Raw genomic sequence first — 18,072 nt, 5'->3', positions numbered from 1 at the left:
GGCCATTTACACAAAAATCCTCACAGGCTCCTTGCATTAGATGATCTCGAACCATACAAAGTATCTGTATCAGTCCTAAGCTCTGTATAGTTCTTTTGCTAACTCGTTGAAATAATTACACTGCTTCCATAAAGTTACATTTCCAATTACATACAACCGTTTCTTGGCCCTTGTTAGAGCTACATTAAGCATGTTTGGTTTCCTTGATGCCCAAGCCCTGGCATCAGTTTTAGTTGGACCACTTCCTAAAACCAGAAATACTATATCCGTCTCCTTACCTTGAAAAGTATGGATCGTACCACACCGAACCAACCTATTGCCTCTGAATATCTCAGCGCATCTGTCTGCTACTGATTTAAATGGGGAAATAACAAATATTTCTGATCTTGTATTTTTCAACAGTGTAATCTTTTCCAACAGGAGATTCATTTCTTCCTCAATTACGTGTTTATTCTCTACTATTCTTCCCTTAACGTCAAACCAGGAAGAATCACCCAGTTCGCAATCAAAAAGAACATCAGACATAACTTTTACCATTTGCCCGTCATAGGCGATCTTGTTTGCTATTTCGAACATCGGGTTGTTACATCTTCGGTGAGCACGTAACGGAAAGCCTGTCCATACAGGGTTCTCTTCTTGTTCACGAAGCCAAGATCCAAAAGGAGATACACGATCGGCCAAAGTCTGAACAGAATTGTGGAGGGGTGACCATACTAGATCGGCATGGTAGGTTTCGCTCAGCATTTTTACCAGCCTGGAATTAACACTTAATACGGGTTCTATCTGTAAGGGATCGCCAATTATAATGTTCTTTTGACAACGACTAATAATTCCCGCTGCCGATTGTGGTGTTGCCTGTCCGGCTTCATCTATTAGAAGCCAACCAATACTTTCTTTTCCCATCGATTGAAACAACCTTGAGACAGATGCTAATGTAGTGGAAACCACAGGAACACAAAAAAAGAATGTCTTCCATAGGCTTTCTGCCACATCAGCACTAACAATAACCTTTCCGTCTAGGTATTCCATAAACAGATTCAGGTTGTTCCAAAACGGTTTTGCATGGCTTAGTACAGCATATTCATGCAGTTTAAGACTCTGAAGGAATATATTGGAACGGAGTGTATTAATTTTTACGCTCGACCAGGGTGTGGTTTTGTGGAAGGCATCTTTGTCATGGAAATAGTCTTGAACCACTTTTTCATCAGGAATATGCTCAAAAGGAATTTCGTAATGCTCATGAAATTCTCTTTTTAGATTTTGATATTCAGCCAGCCGGTTTTTGATTGTTTCTACAATCCCTTCTTTTTTGAAAATTTGCTTGACTAATGACCTAAGGTTTTGCACAATACTATCAAGCTCTTGCTGTAGGCTTATTAGTTTTTGGGTATTGGTGGCAAGCCCGGATAGATATAGTACCTCTGTTTCTTTCCATTTTCTGTAAGCAGGGGTTTTTAATAGCTTTTGAACAAAAAACCAGCTGGGTTTGGCCTTCTGATGTAGAGCAAGACTTTGTTGTAAGGAGAGAATGCGGTTGCTTATTCCCTGAAGATCATTGTTTAAAGTTTCTTCTATTCCATCGAGCTTTAACTTGTTCTGTTTATGATCATCAAGTATCTTCTGTTCGATCTTAAGCGATTGAAGATCTTCAAGGTACTGGCCTAATAAGGCATGTAACTTCATTGCCTCATTTCTGAATTTTTCAAACTGATCAAGCAACTCAATTAATTCTTTTGCTGTGTTGTCAAACAGCTCACCGTTTTCAAGAGTTTTATCGTTTTCTTTATTATATTGGAGAGACAGAAATTTCATGAATCCTATTCTATCTTCACCTGGATACCAGAATTTTTTCTTAAAATTCTGCTTGTTTTCTGCATTACCAAGGGCTGAAGCAAGTAACCCCCAGCTGTCTCCTTCGATGAGATCTTTTGACTGATCTGCAAAATAACCAGCCTGCGGAAAATAATGTGTATCTATCTTGCCTGTCGAAGGCAACTCTTTCGAAATATTTTCTACGGCTGCGTTGTTATTGCTCGCGACAACAATGCCAGCATCCGAAAAGATATCCGCATTGGGTTCGTAAAGGTGGAACGTGAAATCGGGCCTTTCTATTTTCTGCCATTTTCCAAAAAGCTTTTTGTTACCTTTTTTCAGCAGTCTCTTTGCTCTGACTACAACTACTTCAGCAACAATATCCGACAGTAGTGTTGTTTTTCCCGTACCAGGAGGCCCATTAATGCCTATCAGGCCGTTGTTATTTTTCAGTGTGGACAGGCATGTGGCTACAGCTCCAAGCTGTGCACTATATAGGCCATAATTAGGATTGGAAGGCCATCTTCCTGCAGGTATATCCTTTGGGTTGAGCTTTTCCCAAAAGGCGTCCGCATCTTTCAGAAGGTTTATCCTTTTAATGCCGGAAATATCTATAGTCAGGAATTGTTGCAATCCTTCTCCATACGCCTTTTGAGTTGTGATAAGGTTATTAATATCTTTAAGATAAAAGCTATTTAGAAAGGCTGTATCTGGTTTAGCATGTTTAGACAATCTAAATGATTTAATAAATACAAGTGGTTCCCAATCAAGACCTTGAATTTCCGCTTCTTTTAAAACCTCTAGCTCTCTGTCCAAATGGCCCCAATTGATTGTTACGGTTTGCAGGTCTTCAACGCGTTCAGCTACTGGATTTATACTGAACCTATCTTGGAAGGCTTTCTGTCCCTTTTCTAATTCATCGTCAATAAACGATAGCGGCTTGTGTTTTTGAAGACATAATAAACCATGAACATAGGAGGCTTGGATATAGCCGTTGACTGAACTACAATGTCCCTCTTGATCAATTACCAATGCTGCCAGACATGTATTTCCGCTTATCAAGTCTTCCAATTTTTCTTCTTCCGAGGGAACATAGGATGTTGCCTTTTCAATTTCAGCAGTAATGTCCTGCTTGGAAATCCTCCCCAAAAAGAGAATGTGATGCCACCTGAGATCTTTCTCATTTTCATTTGGCAGCTCCCAAGGCAGCGATATACCAGCTTGGAAAAGTTTTGCTTCCGTTGGGAGATCCGGAAGACTAAATATCTCGATGGCTCTCCAGAAATTTAATATCGTTTTTTGGTCTGCTTTCATAAAATATGACCTTGCCCTAGTAGGTATAAAATATTATTCGAAATCGCGTTAGACATCCAAAAGAATGCCCTATTAATAATTTAGAATGCCTTATGCCGTTAAGTTAAAAGTAATAATTTTTTTCAATAAAAAAATAATCGGAAGCTGTTTGGTTCCTTTTGATGTAACTTTGCTATTGCATATAATTATAGTTAACAGTACACCCAAATTAATTAAGTCTTCGCAGTTGAATTCGGGTTAGGAGCATGAAGATGATGCTTACAACATTTATTAGTGATTGTAAACTTCTTCTACTTTATAACTTGCCAACCTAAATCTGAGTTCCAAATAGCAATTAACACACTCAATATCAACACACAAAATAATTAATTCATGATATTTATTCACTAATTAGTGAATAATAATTCTTACATTTGTTAAACATTTAGAGACTATTAAATGGAGATAAGTTTTAAAACTCAATTATTAGCGGATTTGTATGAGGGAAAGAAAGTAACAGATAAAAACTTTAAATCTAATCCTTCACTGGTTTTACAGTATATCAAAACTATAAGAAAATTAGAATCTTTAAGTAATATAGAACAAGCCTATCAATATAAATCACTTCGGTACGAGAAACTTATTGGTGATTTAAAAGGCAAGAGCTCAGTTAGTGTTAACATGCAGTTCCGGATTATTTTTGAAGAAATTGCTAGTGAAAATGAACCTTGTGAAATTATTTTGTTATCAATAGAAGAATTGAGTAAACATTACGAATAACAACAATTAACCTTATAAAGGAGTGCTACCTTTAAAAAAACGAGCAACAAGCCATGTCAATCAATATCAAAACCCTAGTTCCGGCAAAAGCCATACATCCAGGCGAAATTTTAATTGATGAGTTAAAGGATCGTGCAATAAGTCAAAAGGATTTTTCACAACAAACAGGCATTCCCATTACTCAATTAAATGAAATTATTAAAGGGAAGAGAGCCATTAATGCAGATATAGCACACTTAATTTCGAAGGCTTTAAAAATGGATGCGATACTTTGGATGAATTTGCAATCCAATTATGATCTGGATTTAGAAAAAATCAGAGAGAAAACACAGAGACAATTAATAGCAATGGATAAATGGGATATGATTAAAGATCATATCCCATTACCTTTTTTCAAGAAAGAGAAGATCATTACAGGAAATCCTACAGTAGATATTCCTAATATTTATACCATATATGGTGTTAGAAATTCAGATGAACTAATTGCAGTGTACAGTATGCCAGCTTATGCAAGGTTTCGTAAATCTGAAAAGCTAGCAATTGACAAGTTAAATGTAATTGGCTGGGTTAAACTTGTACATTTTAAGTCTTTACAAATAAAGGTCAATCCATTTAACTTAGCCTGCAAAGAACCCTTAATTGAGGAATTAAAACAGATTTTTAAAGCCAACAGGAACACTGTCGAATCAACAAAAAAGATTTTGCTGAAGTATGGTATCAAGTTAGTTATTCAGCCACACCCAGAAAAATGTGCTGTTGATGGGATTGCTTTTTGGAGTGATGGCAACCCGGCTATCGGCGTAAGTCTTAGGCATAAAAGAGTTGATAACTTCGCCTTCACTATTCTACATGAACTTGGTCATATTTTTTTACATCTAGTGAATAATAATAATGCTGAATTTATTGACTTGGATAGTGAAACAGAATATGGACAAAGTAGTGAGGAGAAGGAAGCCAATAACTTCTCGAAAAACACCTTAATACCTTTAGCAGAGTGGAAAGAATTCATGTCAAAAAAGTCTTCAAATATACACAAGGAGAAAGTAGTACAGGATTTTGCAAATGCACAAAATATCCACCCAGCAATAGTTTATGGTAGATTTTCTATCGAAACAGGTATTTACAAGATCAGAACTAAAATTGAAAAGTCTCTAAATTAGGTATTAATACAAATTGCATACATCTGCATTTAGCAATAAAATAGTGAACTATCAGAAAGGCACAAACTAAAAAGCTCGGTAGTACTTAAGTACTACCGAGCTTTTGTGGTCCCGACGAGAATCGAACTCATATCTAAAGTTTAGGAAACTTCTATTCTATCCGTTGAACTACGGGACCAAAACCTTACCTGATCACACTCCCATTTGCATGGTTTTGCAGAGGTGCCACAAAAGTAAGTTTTCCATCTGAATTTTCAGACATTAAAATCATTCCCTGAGATAAAATTCCTTTAATTTCTCTCGGGGCAAGATTTACAAGCAGACTTACCTGCTGTCCAATCACCTCATCTGGCGTAAAATACTCAGCAATACCCGAAACCACTGTGCGCTGGTCAAGACCAGTATCCAGTGTAAGCTTCAGCAATTTCTTGGTTTTTTCTACCTTTTCTGCAGCAATGATCGTAGCTACACGGATATCCATGGCACTAAACTGCTCGAAATCTATATTTTCCTTAACAGGAGCTACCACAGCATTGGCAAGCGTATTATCAACCTTACTCTGATTGAGCTTATCAATTTGCGCCTGCACCTCCGCATCTTCGATCTTATCAAACAATAACACTGGCTGATCAATGATATGATCAACTGGTAATAAGTCGATCTGACCTGCATCTTCCCACAAATGACCACTGAAGTTCAGCATATTCTTCAATTTATCAGCAGTAAATGGCAGGAAAGGCTCAATCAGCACCTCAAGGCTCGCCACAATCTGCAAGCTGAGGTTTAAGATCGTGCGCACACGGCCTTCGTCAGTTTTGATCACCTTCCATGGTTCTGTCTCTGCCAGGTACTTGTTCCCTAAACGCGCCACATTCATCACCTCCGTAAGCGCTTCCCTGAACCTGTAGTTCTCAATAGAGGCACTGATTTTTGCAGGGTAAGCCGCAAGTTCATCAATCACCTCCTGATCCTGTGCTGTGATCTCCGTAATCGCAGGAACCTTGCCATCAAAATACTTATGCGTCAGCACAACCACCCTGTTGATAAAGTTACCCAGTACGGCAACCAGCTCATTGTTATTTCTGGCCTGGAAATCTTTCCAGGTAAAATCATTGTCCTTAGTTTCGGGAGCCGTGGAAGTAAGTACATACCTCAACACATCCTGTTTATCTTTAAATTCAAGAAGATACTCATTCAGCCATACCGCCCAGTTTTTGGACGTAGAGATCTTCTGTCCTTCAAGGTTCAGGAACTCATTTGCTGGAACGTTATCCGCTAGTGTATAATCGCCATGCGCCATTAACATCGCAGGGAAGATGATACAGTGGAACACGATATTATCCTTTCCGATGAAATGCACCAGTTTCGTAGACTCATCCTTCCAGTAATCTTCCCATTTGCCCTCTTCAGCCCCATTCTGACGAATGTAATACTCTTCAGCTTTAGGATTCCATACGTCCAGTCCTGCATAGGAGAACAACTCCTTTGTCGCCGAGATATACCCTATCGGTGCATCAAACCAAACATACAACACCTTACCTTCGGCATCCTTTACAGGAACCTTCACACCCCAGTCCAGGTCGCGCGTCATCGCCCTTGGCTGCAAGCCAGCATTCAGCCAGCTTTGGCACTGACCGTAAACATTTGGTTTCCACTCCTTATGACTTTCGATGTAGCTTCTCAGCTGATCTTCATATTTCTCCAGTGGCAGAAACCAGTTTTTAGTTTCCCTTCTTACCGGAGGTTCGCCAGATAGAGTCGACTTAGGATTGATAAGATCAGTAGCATTTAAGGTACTTCCGCAGTTTTCGCACTGGTCGCCATAAGCATTTTCGTTTCCACACTTAGGGCAGGTACCGGTGATGTATCTGTCGGCAAGAAAAGTCTGCGCTTTTTCATCATAATACTGCTCAGTTACCTCTTCGGTAAAAACACCTTTATCGTACAACGTTTTAAAGAAGTCAGACGCTGTTTCGTGGTGAGTTGCAGATGAAGTACGGTGATAGATATCAAAAGATACTCCGAATTCTTTAAATGAATCCCCGATGATTTTATGATACTTATCAACTACAACCTGTGGGGTAACACCTTCCTTTTTAGCCTTCAGCGTAATAGGAACTCCGTTTTCATCGGAGCCACATATAAATTTAACATCTCTTTTATTTGAACGGAGATAACGCACATAAGTATCCGCAGGTAAATAAACACCAGCTAAATGTCCGATGTGCACAGGGCCATTTGTATAAGGCAATGCCGCCGTAACGGTATATCTTTTTATTTTACTGTTATCCAAAACTATTTTTATTAATTTGTCAAAGATAAGTGTTTTACCAATGATTAAACAGCCGGCCTACCTAAAAAAGGGAGACAAAATCGCTATTGTTTCTCCAGCAAAAAAACTAAAGCAATCTATAGACTATGGAATAGCATTGCTTGAAGGCTGGGGACTGGAAGTGAGTATCGGTAAAAGCGTTTATGCCGCACATCACCAGTTCGCCGGGAACGACACCCTGCGGGCAGAAGATGTACAATCTTACCTGGATAACGACGAAATCAAAGCCATTATTGCTGCCAGAGGCGGATATGGTACCGTCCGCATCATTGATGCACTGGATTTCTCCAGGTTCAGCGATCATCCAAAATGGATTGTAGGTTTCAGCGATATCACTGTACTGCTTTCACACATCACCGGAACAGAACAAACGCAAAGCATCCACGGACAAATGCCGGGGACATTTGATGACGCCTCACCAGAATCTATAGAATCCCTCAGAAAAGCGCTTTTCGGTGAAGATCTCAGTTATACTTACGAAAGCACACACCCTAATCAGCCTGGCGAAGCCGAAGGTATCCTCATTGGTGGAAACCTGAGCATCCTGGTGGCTCTTGAGGGCTCATCCTCCGCGATGGACTTTAAAGATAAGATCCTCTTTCTGGAGGATGTGGGCGAATACGAATACGCCATCGACAGAATGATGCGTATGCTGAAACGCGCCGGAAAACTGGCAGAGCTGAAGGGTCTCATCATCGGTGCCTTTAACCACATCGACCTGGAAGACATCCCCTTCGGGCAAGGCCCCGAAGAAGTTATCGCAGAGATCGTGAGTGAATACAACTATCCTGTATGTTTTAACTTCCCCGTAGGTCATATTGAAGACAACAGGGCGATGGTACTCGGCAAGAACACCACACTGAAAGTAGATCAGCATCAGGTGACCTTTCAGCAGGCCCATTAAAAAAGGATGCGCCTTGCGGCACACCCCTTCCATTCGTCAGCTCTGTTTTAATATCCCGGGTTCTGCGCAATATTTGGATTTGCATTCAGCTCATCCAATGGTATTGGCCAGATATAGTGAATATCTGTATACGGCAGCGCCGCTTTTCCTGAAGCTGTCACAGGACGCGTCACTACATTGTATCCAGATCCGTCAGTTGCAATATTCGCTTTGAGCACTTTTGCAGGAATACCTCCGCCGGCAACGGCGAAACTCGCTTCCTGTGATAACCTCGTGATATCAGGCCACCTTCTTCCTTCTCCGGCAAACTCAATCCTGCGCTCGTTCAGGATCGCCTGCGTAAGCGCATTCTGCGTTAAGAAACTGGCAATAGTAAACTGGTTAGCCACCGGCACAGCCCTGTTGCGTACCGCATTCAGCAGGTTTAATGCACGGGTACTCAAAGCTGCTGTTCTGGAATAGGCTTCGGCAACGTTTAGCAACACCTCCGCATACCTGATGATCGGCGCATAGTCGGTACTGTTCAACGGGTCACGGTATTTGTAATTAAAGAAATAAAAAGCATTGGTGGTGGTCTGCTGAATTTGCAGCAAGGACCTTCTGCTATCTCCTGTTACCCAGAAAGAAGCATTATATAAATTCGGATTGGTAGCCACCAGATTCCGTCCAACCAAAGCATTGATGGCATTTTTCGCCGGGCCAAACATATTTGGCAGTGCCCCGTTGGTACCCCCATTGGATGCCGAACCGTTCTCGATGGAAAATATTGATTCTGTATTGTTGCTGAAACTGGCAAAGGGCCCATCGGGCGAAGCTGTCAGTGAATATGGACCAACGGTACTGGTATAAGGACCTGCCGCAGCAGAAGTACCCAGCTTTGCCCCCTCGGCAATAACCCCTGCCCAATCGGCCATATGCTGTTTCACACGCGTCTTCAGTGCAATTGCTGCTCCCTGCGTGGCCCTGGTGATCTTCAGCGATGAACGCACTGCAGGTAACTTGGACTCCGCATAATCAAGGTCGGCCAGAATATTCACATAGTCCTGTGCTACCGTTCCCCGTGCTACAGAAACGCCCTGTTGTGCCTTGCTGATACTGGTGATAGCTACCGTACGGTAAGGAACACCGGGATTACTGCCATTGCCATCCACATAAGGCCTGCAGAAATCTATGACCAGCTCATGGTGTGCAAGCGCCCGCAGGAACCTCGCCTCGCCCGCATATTGCTCTGCCATGGCCGTAGTGATTGTCCCGCTCGCGGCAGCCGCTGTAACGCCCTCAATCAGCACATTACACTGATTGATCAGCGCATACAGATTGCTCCACATGTTCACATTATTTGCTGTGCTGGCTGTAATCGTAGATTCATAGGTAATCTGGTAGAAAGCTTCCAGGTTCACCATATCTTCGCCACGCATCTCCGCCTGCTCAATGGAGGCAGCACCAAAAGGGTAGCCCCTGCCCGTAGTTCCGTTATATGTACCTACAGTTGCCGCATTGTAAACTCCCGCCATCACCAGCTCTATACTGGCGGGCGTGTCAAATGCTGTTGATTCAGAGAAGGAATTGATGGGGTTCAGCTCTGTATATTTTTTACATGACGTAGCAGAAAACACTGTGATCATCGTGATCAGCAGGGCGGCCTTCGTCAACATTCTGTTTCTTATCGTTTTCATCTTGATAGCTATTAAAATCCTACATTAATACCCAGCACAAAAGTCCTTGGTAATGGGTTCGTATTAAAATCAACTCCGGCCTGCGTGTTCGACTGGGTGTTCGACTGAGTGGTAGGCGCAAATGCCTGGATGAGCTCCGGATCAAGACCTGAATATTTAGTGATCAGAAATGCATTCTGTACCTCCGCATAGATCCTCAGTTTGGTCAGGCTGGCTTTGCTCAGCATCGCCTTTGGCAGCGAATACCCCAGTACGATATTCTGACCGCGGATAAACTTACCATCCTCCACATAGCGCGACACCGCACTTGAAGTCTGCATGGTAAAGGCATCCCTGCCATACCACAGCTTAGGGATATCCGTTACCTGTCCGGCGGTTGTCCACCTGTTCAGGATTTCCGTGCCATTGTTCAGAAACTTCTGGTTGAGCAATCCTTCCTGCTTGGTCACGTTCATGATCTTGTTGCCCCCCGAGAATACCAGGTAGATATTGAAGTCAAACCCTTTATACGTAACCGAGTTGTTAAAGCCTCCGAAGTACGTAGGACTCGCATTGCCAAGGATTTTCCTGTCGGACGCCGCCAGCGTATTCGCCGTAGTCAGTGCCGTTGGATTTGCCGGATCATAGTTGAAATAAGTTTGCGTAGCAATGTTCCCCTGGATCAGCTGCCCATTCGCCTTTACATACAAAGGGTTCCCGTTTGCAGGGTTCACTCCCGCTGCTTCATATCCGTAAAGCGAGCCTACTGATTCCCCTACACGCAGGATGTTATAAGGGTAAGTCACATCGGTATTGTTATTGGCCAGCTGGGTAACTTTATTTTTCACCAGCGTCAGGTTGATGTCTGTCGACCAGCTGAAGTCATCCTTTTTGATGTTCTGCGTGTTCAGCGAGAACTCAAACCCCTTGTTGGTCATCTTTCCGATGTTCGTATAGATACCATTCAATGGCGCCCCCAGCGAAGGTGCCACCGGCGCAAACAGGATCAGGTTGTCCACATCGTTCTTAAAATAATCTGCAGTGAGGTTAATGCGGCTTTGCAGAAAGGAAATATCCAGTCCCGCGTTGATCTTCTTGCTCGTTTCAAATGAAAGATCAGGGTTACCTACCTGGTTGTAGCGTACACCGCTTTGCGTTCCGTAGATTGATGCAGCAAAGATACCCGCGTAAGGATAACTGCCGATATCGGTATTACCCACTTTCGCATATCCTCCGCGAAGTTTCAGGTCGTTGATAAAGCGTAAAACCGATGAGCCCATAAAGAAATCCTCCTTGCTGATTCTCCAACCGATAGATGCTCCCGGAAGTTTAGCCATCTGATTGCCAAAAGGCAGCGAAGAGATCTTATCAGAGCGATAGGTTGCGCTGAGCAGGTACTTATCCTGGAAGGAATAGTTACCCCTGATGAAATAGGATTGATACGCCTGCTCTGTCACCCCGCCACCAATGGAATAAGTAGACTGCGTGAGAGAGCTGCTGATAATATTTTGTCCTCCGAAGAACACATTCGACAAGCCGCCGCCCTGGGCAAAGAAGAATCTGTAGCGTGATTTCTGGTACTCCTGACCAATAACAGCGCTGATGGAATGATCGCCCATAGTTTTTGTATAGTTCAGCGTATTGGTCCAGATGTACCTGAAGCTTGGGATGTAGTACTGTTGTTCCAGTCCACCCTGACTTCTGCCATCACCATGAATTGGGTTCCAGTACAGGTAATCTTCCCCAAAAAGCGCATTGGTAGACAGCTGAGTCTTCACATCCAGTCCCGGAAGAATGTTCACGTTTGCGAAGGCATTTCCCTGTAGTGTCACGTTCTGGTTTCTGTAAATATTATGGGCCAGCACATAGTCGATATTCGTGTAGTTATCATCAATATCCCTTCCGTTAGTTTGTCCGCCCAGCCTGCTGCCGTCAGAACTGAAGTTAGGAGTGCTGTCGGCATTGTAAGGCGTTACGTTAGGAAGTGCCCGGATGGCATTGGCAATGTTGCCCGATAAAGCGTTGGTACCTACATTGAGGCCGAAATTGCGGATATATGATACATTGCTGCTCACACCCAGGGTAAGCCTGTTATTGAAGGCTTTCTGTTCAACCTTGCCCAGTACCTGATACTTGGTTTGCTTGTTGGTCCTGATGATTCCCTTCATATCTGAATACCCCAGTGAGACATAGTAATTGGACTGAGGCGTGGCTCCGCTGACAGACAGCGCATGGTTTTGCTGGAAAGCATTTTTGTTAAAAACCAGATCCTGCCAGTCGGTATTTACTGAGGTCCCCGCAGCCCTGCCGGCACTTACCAGTGCAGAGGCATTCGTCAGTTTCTCATTGGCTATCGTGACAAAATCAGCCGCCTTCAGCAAATCGAACTTTTTTGCCGGCGAGGCCGAACCAAACCAGGCATTGTAATTCACTTTGGGTGCGCCAATCACTCCCTTTTTTGTAGTAACGATGATAACACCTCCGGAAGCACGCGAACCATAAATGGCTGTGGCAGCACCGTCTTTCAGTACGTCAACGCTTTGTATGTCATTGGGATTGATATCTCCCAGAGGATTGTTCCCCGTGGTGAAGCTACTCTGGTTGCCGGTGATGATAGGCACCCCATCAATCACATACAGAGGATCTGAACCATTGGAGATACTGTTTGTACCCCTGATCCTGATCTTCGGCGCAGAGCCCAGCACCCCGCTGGAACTGGTTACCTGAACTCCCGTTACGCGACCGGCAAGGGCCTGATCGAAACTGGCTACCGGGCGATCGGCAAGTACAGCCCCACTGACACTTCCTACAGAGCCGGTCACCTCTTTACGTTTTACCGTTCCGTAACCGATCACCACTACATCACTTAATGTCTTTGAATCACTCAGCATGATCACATTGATGATATTGGAACTGCTGATCGTACGGCTTTGCTCGATGTACCCGATAGAGGAGAACTCGAGGACGCTCACTGTTGATGGCACTTTGACAGAGAACTTACCATTACTGCCCGTTTGAGTGCCGCCTGCAGCACCTTTGAACCGAATGGTCACACCGGGTATCGGACCATTGTCGTCCTTCGATGTAACGGTACCTGTGATTGTCCGTTCCTGGGCATTAGCAGCCGGTGCAAAAAGCGCTAAAATGAACAAACATTGTAAAAGTCTTTTCATAAAAATAGATTAGGTGAATTGAATATCAACACACCGAATATAACAGCTTTGATACACCAGAAAGGGCTTTACACATCTTTATGTGTCTTTTTATCAGTGTAGTTACGGAATATTTTTATGATTAATCGTTTTAGTGAAGAGAGCCATTTTTGGAAACCGCTGAAAAAAAACAATCCATTTAAAAAGTAAAATGCCCCTATAAAGTCTGGTGCTTTGTAGGGGCATTTGCAGCAAAACTGCGTGCTCAATTTCTATTGAACATCCCAGTTTACACGTCTGAGCATGCTCGTGTTTTTGGGTGTATTTGGATTATATCTTTGTTCACCGATAGGATAGAGCAAGCTACGGGGTAGTGCTCCCCCTAAAGAACTCAGAGCAGGCGCAAGCAGGGTCGGCAGTCCCGTCCTCCGGTAGTCTGTCCACACTTCGGGATTCAGAAATAATGCAAAATATTTTTGCGTCATAATATCGTTCAGCGTGATATCAGCAGCAGTTTTGGCAACCGTGGCAGCATACGAGGTGTTTTTTACCGTTCGTGTCAGGTTTGCTGCGACAGCCGTGTTGTAAGCGCTGGCGGCAGCGGCTTTATCGGTCTGGAAATACGCCTCGGCTTCAATGAACTTCAGCTCATCATAACTCATCAGGTATACCGTAGAGTTAGCACTGCCATAAAGCGGGCCCAAAGAGCCGTCTTCTGCATTCTGGTATATTGCCAGCCTTGGGTCTCCGGCAGCCTTCAGCAGCGTATACATCGTACCTGTAAAGCCTATGTCGCCCCGCTGGGTATTAAACTGGTACCATGGATTTTGTGCTGGCTCACTTGTTCCGGCGAAATTTACTCCTGCATTCTCCGTTGCCTTGAAGCCCTGCGCTGCTTCTGCCAGTGCCCTGGAATAGTTTGAAGGATCTTTCTTCGCAAGATGAAGGTAGAACTTCGCTTTCATTGAATGGGCAAATCTCGACCATAAATCCAGATCTCCACTGAACAGGATATCATCCGCTCCGGGAGCGATGGGGCTCCCATCCGCAGTACTCAGGCTGGTAATTGCCTCGGTAAGCAACTGGTCTAGCGCAGTATAAATATCCTGTTGGCTATCATATTTAGGCTGCATATTTTCCTTACCCCTAAAGGCCTCTGCATAAGGAACATCACCCCAGAGGTCGGTAGTCATTCCCAGGTTATATGCCTGAAGAATCTGACCTATAGCCGCATAATGGCCTTGTCCTTTCTGCTTTGCCAGTTTAATCATTGCATCAGTATTACCCATGATGTTATAGAAACCCGCCGACCACATATTGTCGACGTCACCCGCCGACACCTCATACCTGTTGATGAGTATCGCCTGGTTGGCCTGTCCGACTGCCTGCTGCATAAAAATCGCAGGGAATCTGGATGCATCCCCGCCGATGAGATAACCTGTACTTTGGATGATCCCCGGTAAAAGACTTGAGGGTACCGGACTTTGCAGTTGTGAAGGATCTTTATTAAGATCATCATTTAAAAAGCCCTTTTTACACGAAGAAACAGACAAGACCGTCAATACAAACAGCAGCAGATAACTTCTCTTCATTCTATCTATAATTATAAATTTCATGTCGTTTTTAAAATAGGTTAAAACTTAAATTTCAGGTTCAGTCCATAGCTCGAAGTCCCTGGGTTATTAAAATAATCCAGTCCCTGAGCACTGGAAGCGCCCGTTAAGCTGGTCTCAGGATCGATACCATGATAGGGCGTCCAGATAATGATGTTGCGGGCATAAAGTCCGGCTGTCATGCTTTTGATAAAAGGTTTGCTGAACCTGGCAAAGACTTTCTTGAAGTCGTACGACAGTGAAACTTCCCTTAACTTAATGTATGAGCCATCTTCCACAAATGACTCGCTAAGGTTCCCAAAGCCACCGCCATTGCCGGTGTACCAGGCTTCATCCAAAGGAACATTCTTGGTATTTGCAGCTCCCGCACCAGGAACTTCAACACCCGAGCCATCAAAATGCACCAGGTCGCCATTGGCATTCAGGTGACCAGATACCCCCTTGAATACCTTGTTAGATCCTCTGTCATTCGTCAGATCAGAAGTACCTATCGCCGCAAGCGAGCCTCTGGTACCATTCCATACATCACCTTTGAATTTCCAATCGAACAAAGTATACAAAGACAGTCCTTTATAATTCAGCGTATTGCCTAAGCCCATTAAAAATTTCGGATTTGGGTTTCCTATACGTTTTTCGTCGCTGGAATTGATCACTGGATATCCCGCATTGGTACCTGGGCGGTCATCAATCACGATATTTCCACTTTCATCCCTCGTATAACCCGTGCCATAGATCGCCCCTGCCTGTTGTCCCGGAAGCTGCGCGATCACTACCCCCGTAAATCCGTTTAGGGTAATTTGTTGCACCCCATCCGCCAGCGCCAGCACTTTGCTGCGGGTCATGCTGTAATTCAGGAAGGTGCTCCACTCGAAATCATTCGTCTTCAATGGCGTTCCAGTGATCTGTAGCTCCAGCCCCCGGTTGCTTACTGAACCAGAATTCAGGGTGATAAATTGATATCCGGTAGAGCCCGCAATAGGTGACCTGACGATAAGGTCTTTACCTTTACTATAATATCCTGTGACATCAAAACCCAACCTGTTTTTGAAAAACTGCAGCTGTGTTCCCAGTTCATATGCCGTAGTTTTCTCGGGCTTCAGGTCAGGATTGCCCAATATGATATTTTGTGAAAAACTCGGTATCCCATTACTCGGGAAGGAAATACCGGTGGTGTAGCCATCCTGGAAAGTAGTGGGCACAAAGAATGAATTGGTGAGAAATGGCGAAGGATCTTTACCCACCTGGGCTACTGAGGCACGTACTTTCCCAAAACTCAGCACATTGCTCCCTTTCAAGCCTGCGAGTTCAGAGAAAACAAAACTTAAGTTTGCCGAAGGATAAAAAAACGAGTTGTTGCCTTTCGGCAGCGTTGATGTCCAGTCATTTCTGCCGGTAGTTTCAAAGTACAGCATATTGTCGTAAGACAGATTAAGGTCGTAATACAGCCCCTCTTTTCTGTAAGGTACAATCAGGTTTGCTGATTTGATACTGACGGCATTATAAATATTATCATAACCCGGCGAAGCCAGTCCGTCACCCTGAACGTACAACTGGTTCACCTTCCTGCCATAAAGGTTGCCTCCTATCTTGGCATCAAATTTCAGCTTCTGACTAATCTGTCTGGTATAAGTCAGGATCAGATCGCTGTTCAAGCTCCTGTAAGTATAGCGGTCATCATATATCTTTCCGCCTGGCGCCTCCCCCGACTGAATCTCATAATACTGATGATGGTTATCCTGGTAAGTATCCAAACCAGCCCTGTAAAGCGCACTGAAACCTTTTCCCAGATTATAATCCAGCTGCAGGTTCGCCAGTAACCGGCTCAGATACGTGGTATATGGATTCTTGTTGATCGTCCAGTAGGGGTTATCATAAATGCTGTTCCTATAAGAACGTACCTGACCATTGGGCAGAAGAAACGCAGAAGGATCATCTGCAGACTTTGCGCCATTGGAGTTATCAAAAGATATCGGCGTTCTGGTCAGCCCAAGCATGATCCCGGAAGCATTACTACCCTGCTGGGGCATATTGCCATCACTTGTAATGTAATTCACACTACTGCCGATCTTTAGCTTTTCGGAGATCTTGAGGTCGCCTGCAAACGCAACAGAAGTACGCTGAAAATGCTGTAGCGGTACGATCGAGTTCGAATAATTATTGCTGATGGAGGTTCTGTAGGTGGCCCTGTCATTCCCGCCGCTCAAAGCTACAGCGTTAGTGAAGGTTGATCCTGTTCTGAAAAAGTTGTTCAGGTTGTCATATGGTACAAAAGGAATCTGTGCCCGGGGATCTGTGTTCAGCACCAGATCTCCATGCGAATCATACTGGTTGGACACTCCGGTCCAGGAAACATCTTTAACATGCGGTCCCCAGGAAAATCTGTTGGTTGAGCTGAATGGGGCAAGCACACCGCCAGAACCCTTTACCCATTGATTTTGCAGCTTGGGCAGGCGGTTGACCACATCAAGGGATATACCGGTATTAAATTCTACCTGTGTTAGCCCGGCCTGGCCTCTTTTTGTAGTGATGACAATCGCTCCGTTAGCTGCTTCTATACCATAAATCGCTGCTGCAGCCGGACCTTTTAAAATTGTGATACTCTCAATATTGCTGGGGTCTATATCAGATCCCCTGTTGGAATTGCTGGCGCCTGTTAGCAGATTATTACCTCCGGAAGCAGGATCTCCCGAAGCATTTTGGGAGTTGTTGATTGGATTACCGTCAATCACAAATAGCGGCTGGTTGTTTCCGGTCAGGGAATTTGCTCCCCGTAACTGGATATAACTGGCGGCACCAGGAGTTCCTGAGGAAGAGGTAACCTGCACACCGGCAATTCGTCCTGACAGTGATTTGAGCACATCTCCCTGGTCGGCCTTGGTCAGGTCACTCCCCTGCACGCCCTGTGCAGCATAGCCCAGAGCTTTAGTTTCACGCCGGATGCCCAGCGCAGTGACTACCACTTCACCCAGCTGCCTTGAATCTTCCACCAGCAGCACGTTCAGCACACTTAAGTTTTCAACCGGTATAGTTTGAATGACATATCCTACAGAGGTAAATACTAAACTCTTTGTGTCGTCGTTTATTATTATAGTAAAAGCCCCAGTGCCATTTGTGGATGCCCCGTTAGAACTACCGGCAGCTTTCACTGAAACTCCGGGCAGAGGCTGCCCGTCGGACCGCGCCTTGACCGTACCAGAAATTGTTCTGGTCTGAGCCACTGCGCCGAGAGCAATACACACCCAAAATAAAACTAATAGTAGATTTTTTTTCATTGAAATTCGATTTATGTTTGACAATCGACAAACATATCGAAACTTCTTTCCTCAAAGTATCACCATAATCGGTGATAAGAATAACCACTATCGGGGATA

9 protein-coding genes and 1 tRNA gene are annotated in these 18,072 nt (G+C 44.1%); 3 read left to right on the top strand and 7 right to left on the bottom strand.

What is annotated here, in order from left to right; translation table 11 throughout:
• Nucleotides 1-75: 75 nt before the first annotated feature.
• On the bottom strand, nt 76-3,126 hold the full coding sequence (locus OQY15_RS05650) for an ATP-binding protein (RefSeq protein ID WP_265788816.1): 3,051 nt from the start codon (nt 3,124-3,126) through the stop codon (nt 76-78).
• A gap of 438 nt (nt 3,127-3,564) precedes the next feature.
• On the opposite strand from OQY15_RS05650, the gene OQY15_RS05645 reads away from it, so the two are divergent.
• Together OQY15_RS05645 and OQY15_RS05640 are read left to right on the top strand one after the other, a co-directional pair.
• Entirely contained in the window at nt 3,565-3,885 is a 321-nt protein-coding gene (locus OQY15_RS05645) for a type II toxin-antitoxin system RelE/ParE family toxin (RefSeq protein ID WP_265788814.1), read from the top strand.
• Nucleotides 3,886-3,938: 53 nt separating this feature from the next.
• Nucleotides 3,939-5,045: a HigA family addiction module antitoxin gene (locus OQY15_RS05640; protein WP_265788812.1), complete on the top strand. Its 1,107-nt coding sequence runs from the start codon at nt 3,939-3,941 to the stop codon at nt 5,043-5,045.
• 106 nt (nt 5,046-5,151) lie between these two features.
• Here OQY15_RS05640 and OQY15_RS05635 read toward each other — a convergent pair.
• Nucleotides 5,152-5,223 (bottom strand) — tRNA-Arg (locus tag OQY15_RS05635).
• Nucleotides 5,224-5,229: 6 nt separating this feature from the next.
• Entirely contained in the window at nt 5,230-7,338 is a 2,109-nt protein-coding gene (gene metG, locus OQY15_RS05630) for a methionine--tRNA ligase (RefSeq protein WP_265788810.1), read from the bottom strand.
• A 40-nt stretch (nt 7,339-7,378) separates the two neighbouring features.
• Between metG and OQY15_RS05625 the strand changes: the two genes are divergently transcribed.
• The gene (locus OQY15_RS05625; RefSeq protein WP_265788808.1) at nt 7,379-8,281 is read left to right on the top strand and encodes an LD-carboxypeptidase; all 903 of its coding nucleotides are present in this window, start codon (nt 7,379-7,381) and stop codon (nt 8,279-8,281) included.
• A gap of 47 nt (nt 8,282-8,328) precedes the next feature.
• Here OQY15_RS05625 and OQY15_RS05620 read toward each other — a convergent pair whose 3' ends face one another.
• From OQY15_RS05620 to OQY15_RS05605, 4 genes are all read right to left on the bottom strand, one after another.
• Entirely contained in the window at nt 8,329-9,957 is a 1,629-nt protein-coding gene (locus OQY15_RS05620) for a RagB/SusD family nutrient uptake outer membrane protein (protein ID WP_265788806.1), read from the bottom strand.
• 11 nt (nt 9,958-9,968) lie between these two features.
• Nucleotides 9,969-13,109 carry a TonB-dependent receptor gene (locus OQY15_RS05615; RefSeq protein WP_265788804.1) on the bottom strand — a complete coding sequence of 1,047 codons (3,141 nt, stop codon included), beginning with the start codon at nt 13,107-13,109 and terminating at the stop codon, nt 9,969-9,971.
• Nucleotides 13,110-13,360: 251 nt separating this feature from the next.
• Nucleotides 13,361-14,680: a SusD/RagB family nutrient-binding outer membrane lipoprotein gene (locus OQY15_RS05610; RefSeq protein ID WP_265788802.1), complete on the bottom strand. Its 1,320-nt coding sequence runs from the start codon at nt 14,678-14,680 to the stop codon at nt 13,361-13,363.
• 41 nt (nt 14,681-14,721) lie between these two features.
• Entirely contained in the window at nt 14,722-17,973 is a 3,252-nt protein-coding gene (locus OQY15_RS05605) for a SusC/RagA family TonB-linked outer membrane protein (protein WP_265788800.1), read from the bottom strand.
• Nucleotides 17,974-18,072: the final 99 nt, after the last annotated feature.

Origin of the sequence: Pedobacter sp. MC2016-15 (assembly GCF_026239695.1) — a bacterium.
Classification (GTDB): domain Bacteria; phylum Bacteroidota; class Bacteroidia; order Sphingobacteriales; family Sphingobacteriaceae; genus Pedobacter.
This window is presented reverse-complemented; position numbering and strand designations above follow the sequence as displayed.

Excerpts from the sequence above, each read along its gene's own strand:
- OQY15_RS05650 (WP_265788816.1), bottom strand. The coding sequence starts at position 3,126 with ATGAAAGCAGACCAAAAAACGATATTAAATTTCTGGAGAGCCATCGAG.
- OQY15_RS05605 (WP_265788800.1), bottom strand. The coding sequence starts at position 17,973 with ATGAAAAAAAATCTACTATTAGTTTTATTTTGGGTGTGTATTGCTCTC.
- OQY15_RS05620 (WP_265788806.1), bottom strand. The coding sequence starts at position 9,957 with ATGAAAACGATAAGAAACAGAATGTTGACGAAGGCCGCCCTGCTGATC.
- OQY15_RS05610 (WP_265788802.1), bottom strand. The coding sequence starts at position 14,680 with ATGAAGAGAAGTTATCTGCTGCTGTTTGTATTGACGGTCTTGTCTGTT.
- OQY15_RS05625 (WP_265788808.1), top strand. The coding sequence starts at position 7,379 with ATGATTAAACAGCCGGCCTACCTAAAAAAGGGAGACAAAATCGCTATT.
- OQY15_RS05640 (WP_265788812.1), top strand. The coding sequence starts at position 3,939 with ATGTCAATCAATATCAAAACCCTAGTTCCGGCAAAAGCCATACATCCA.
- OQY15_RS05615 (WP_265788804.1), bottom strand. The coding sequence starts at position 13,109 with ATGAAAAGACTTTTACAATGTTTGTTCATTTTAGCGCTTTTTGCACCG.
- OQY15_RS05645 (WP_265788814.1), top strand. The coding sequence starts at position 3,565 with ATGGAGATAAGTTTTAAAACTCAATTATTAGCGGATTTGTATGAGGGA.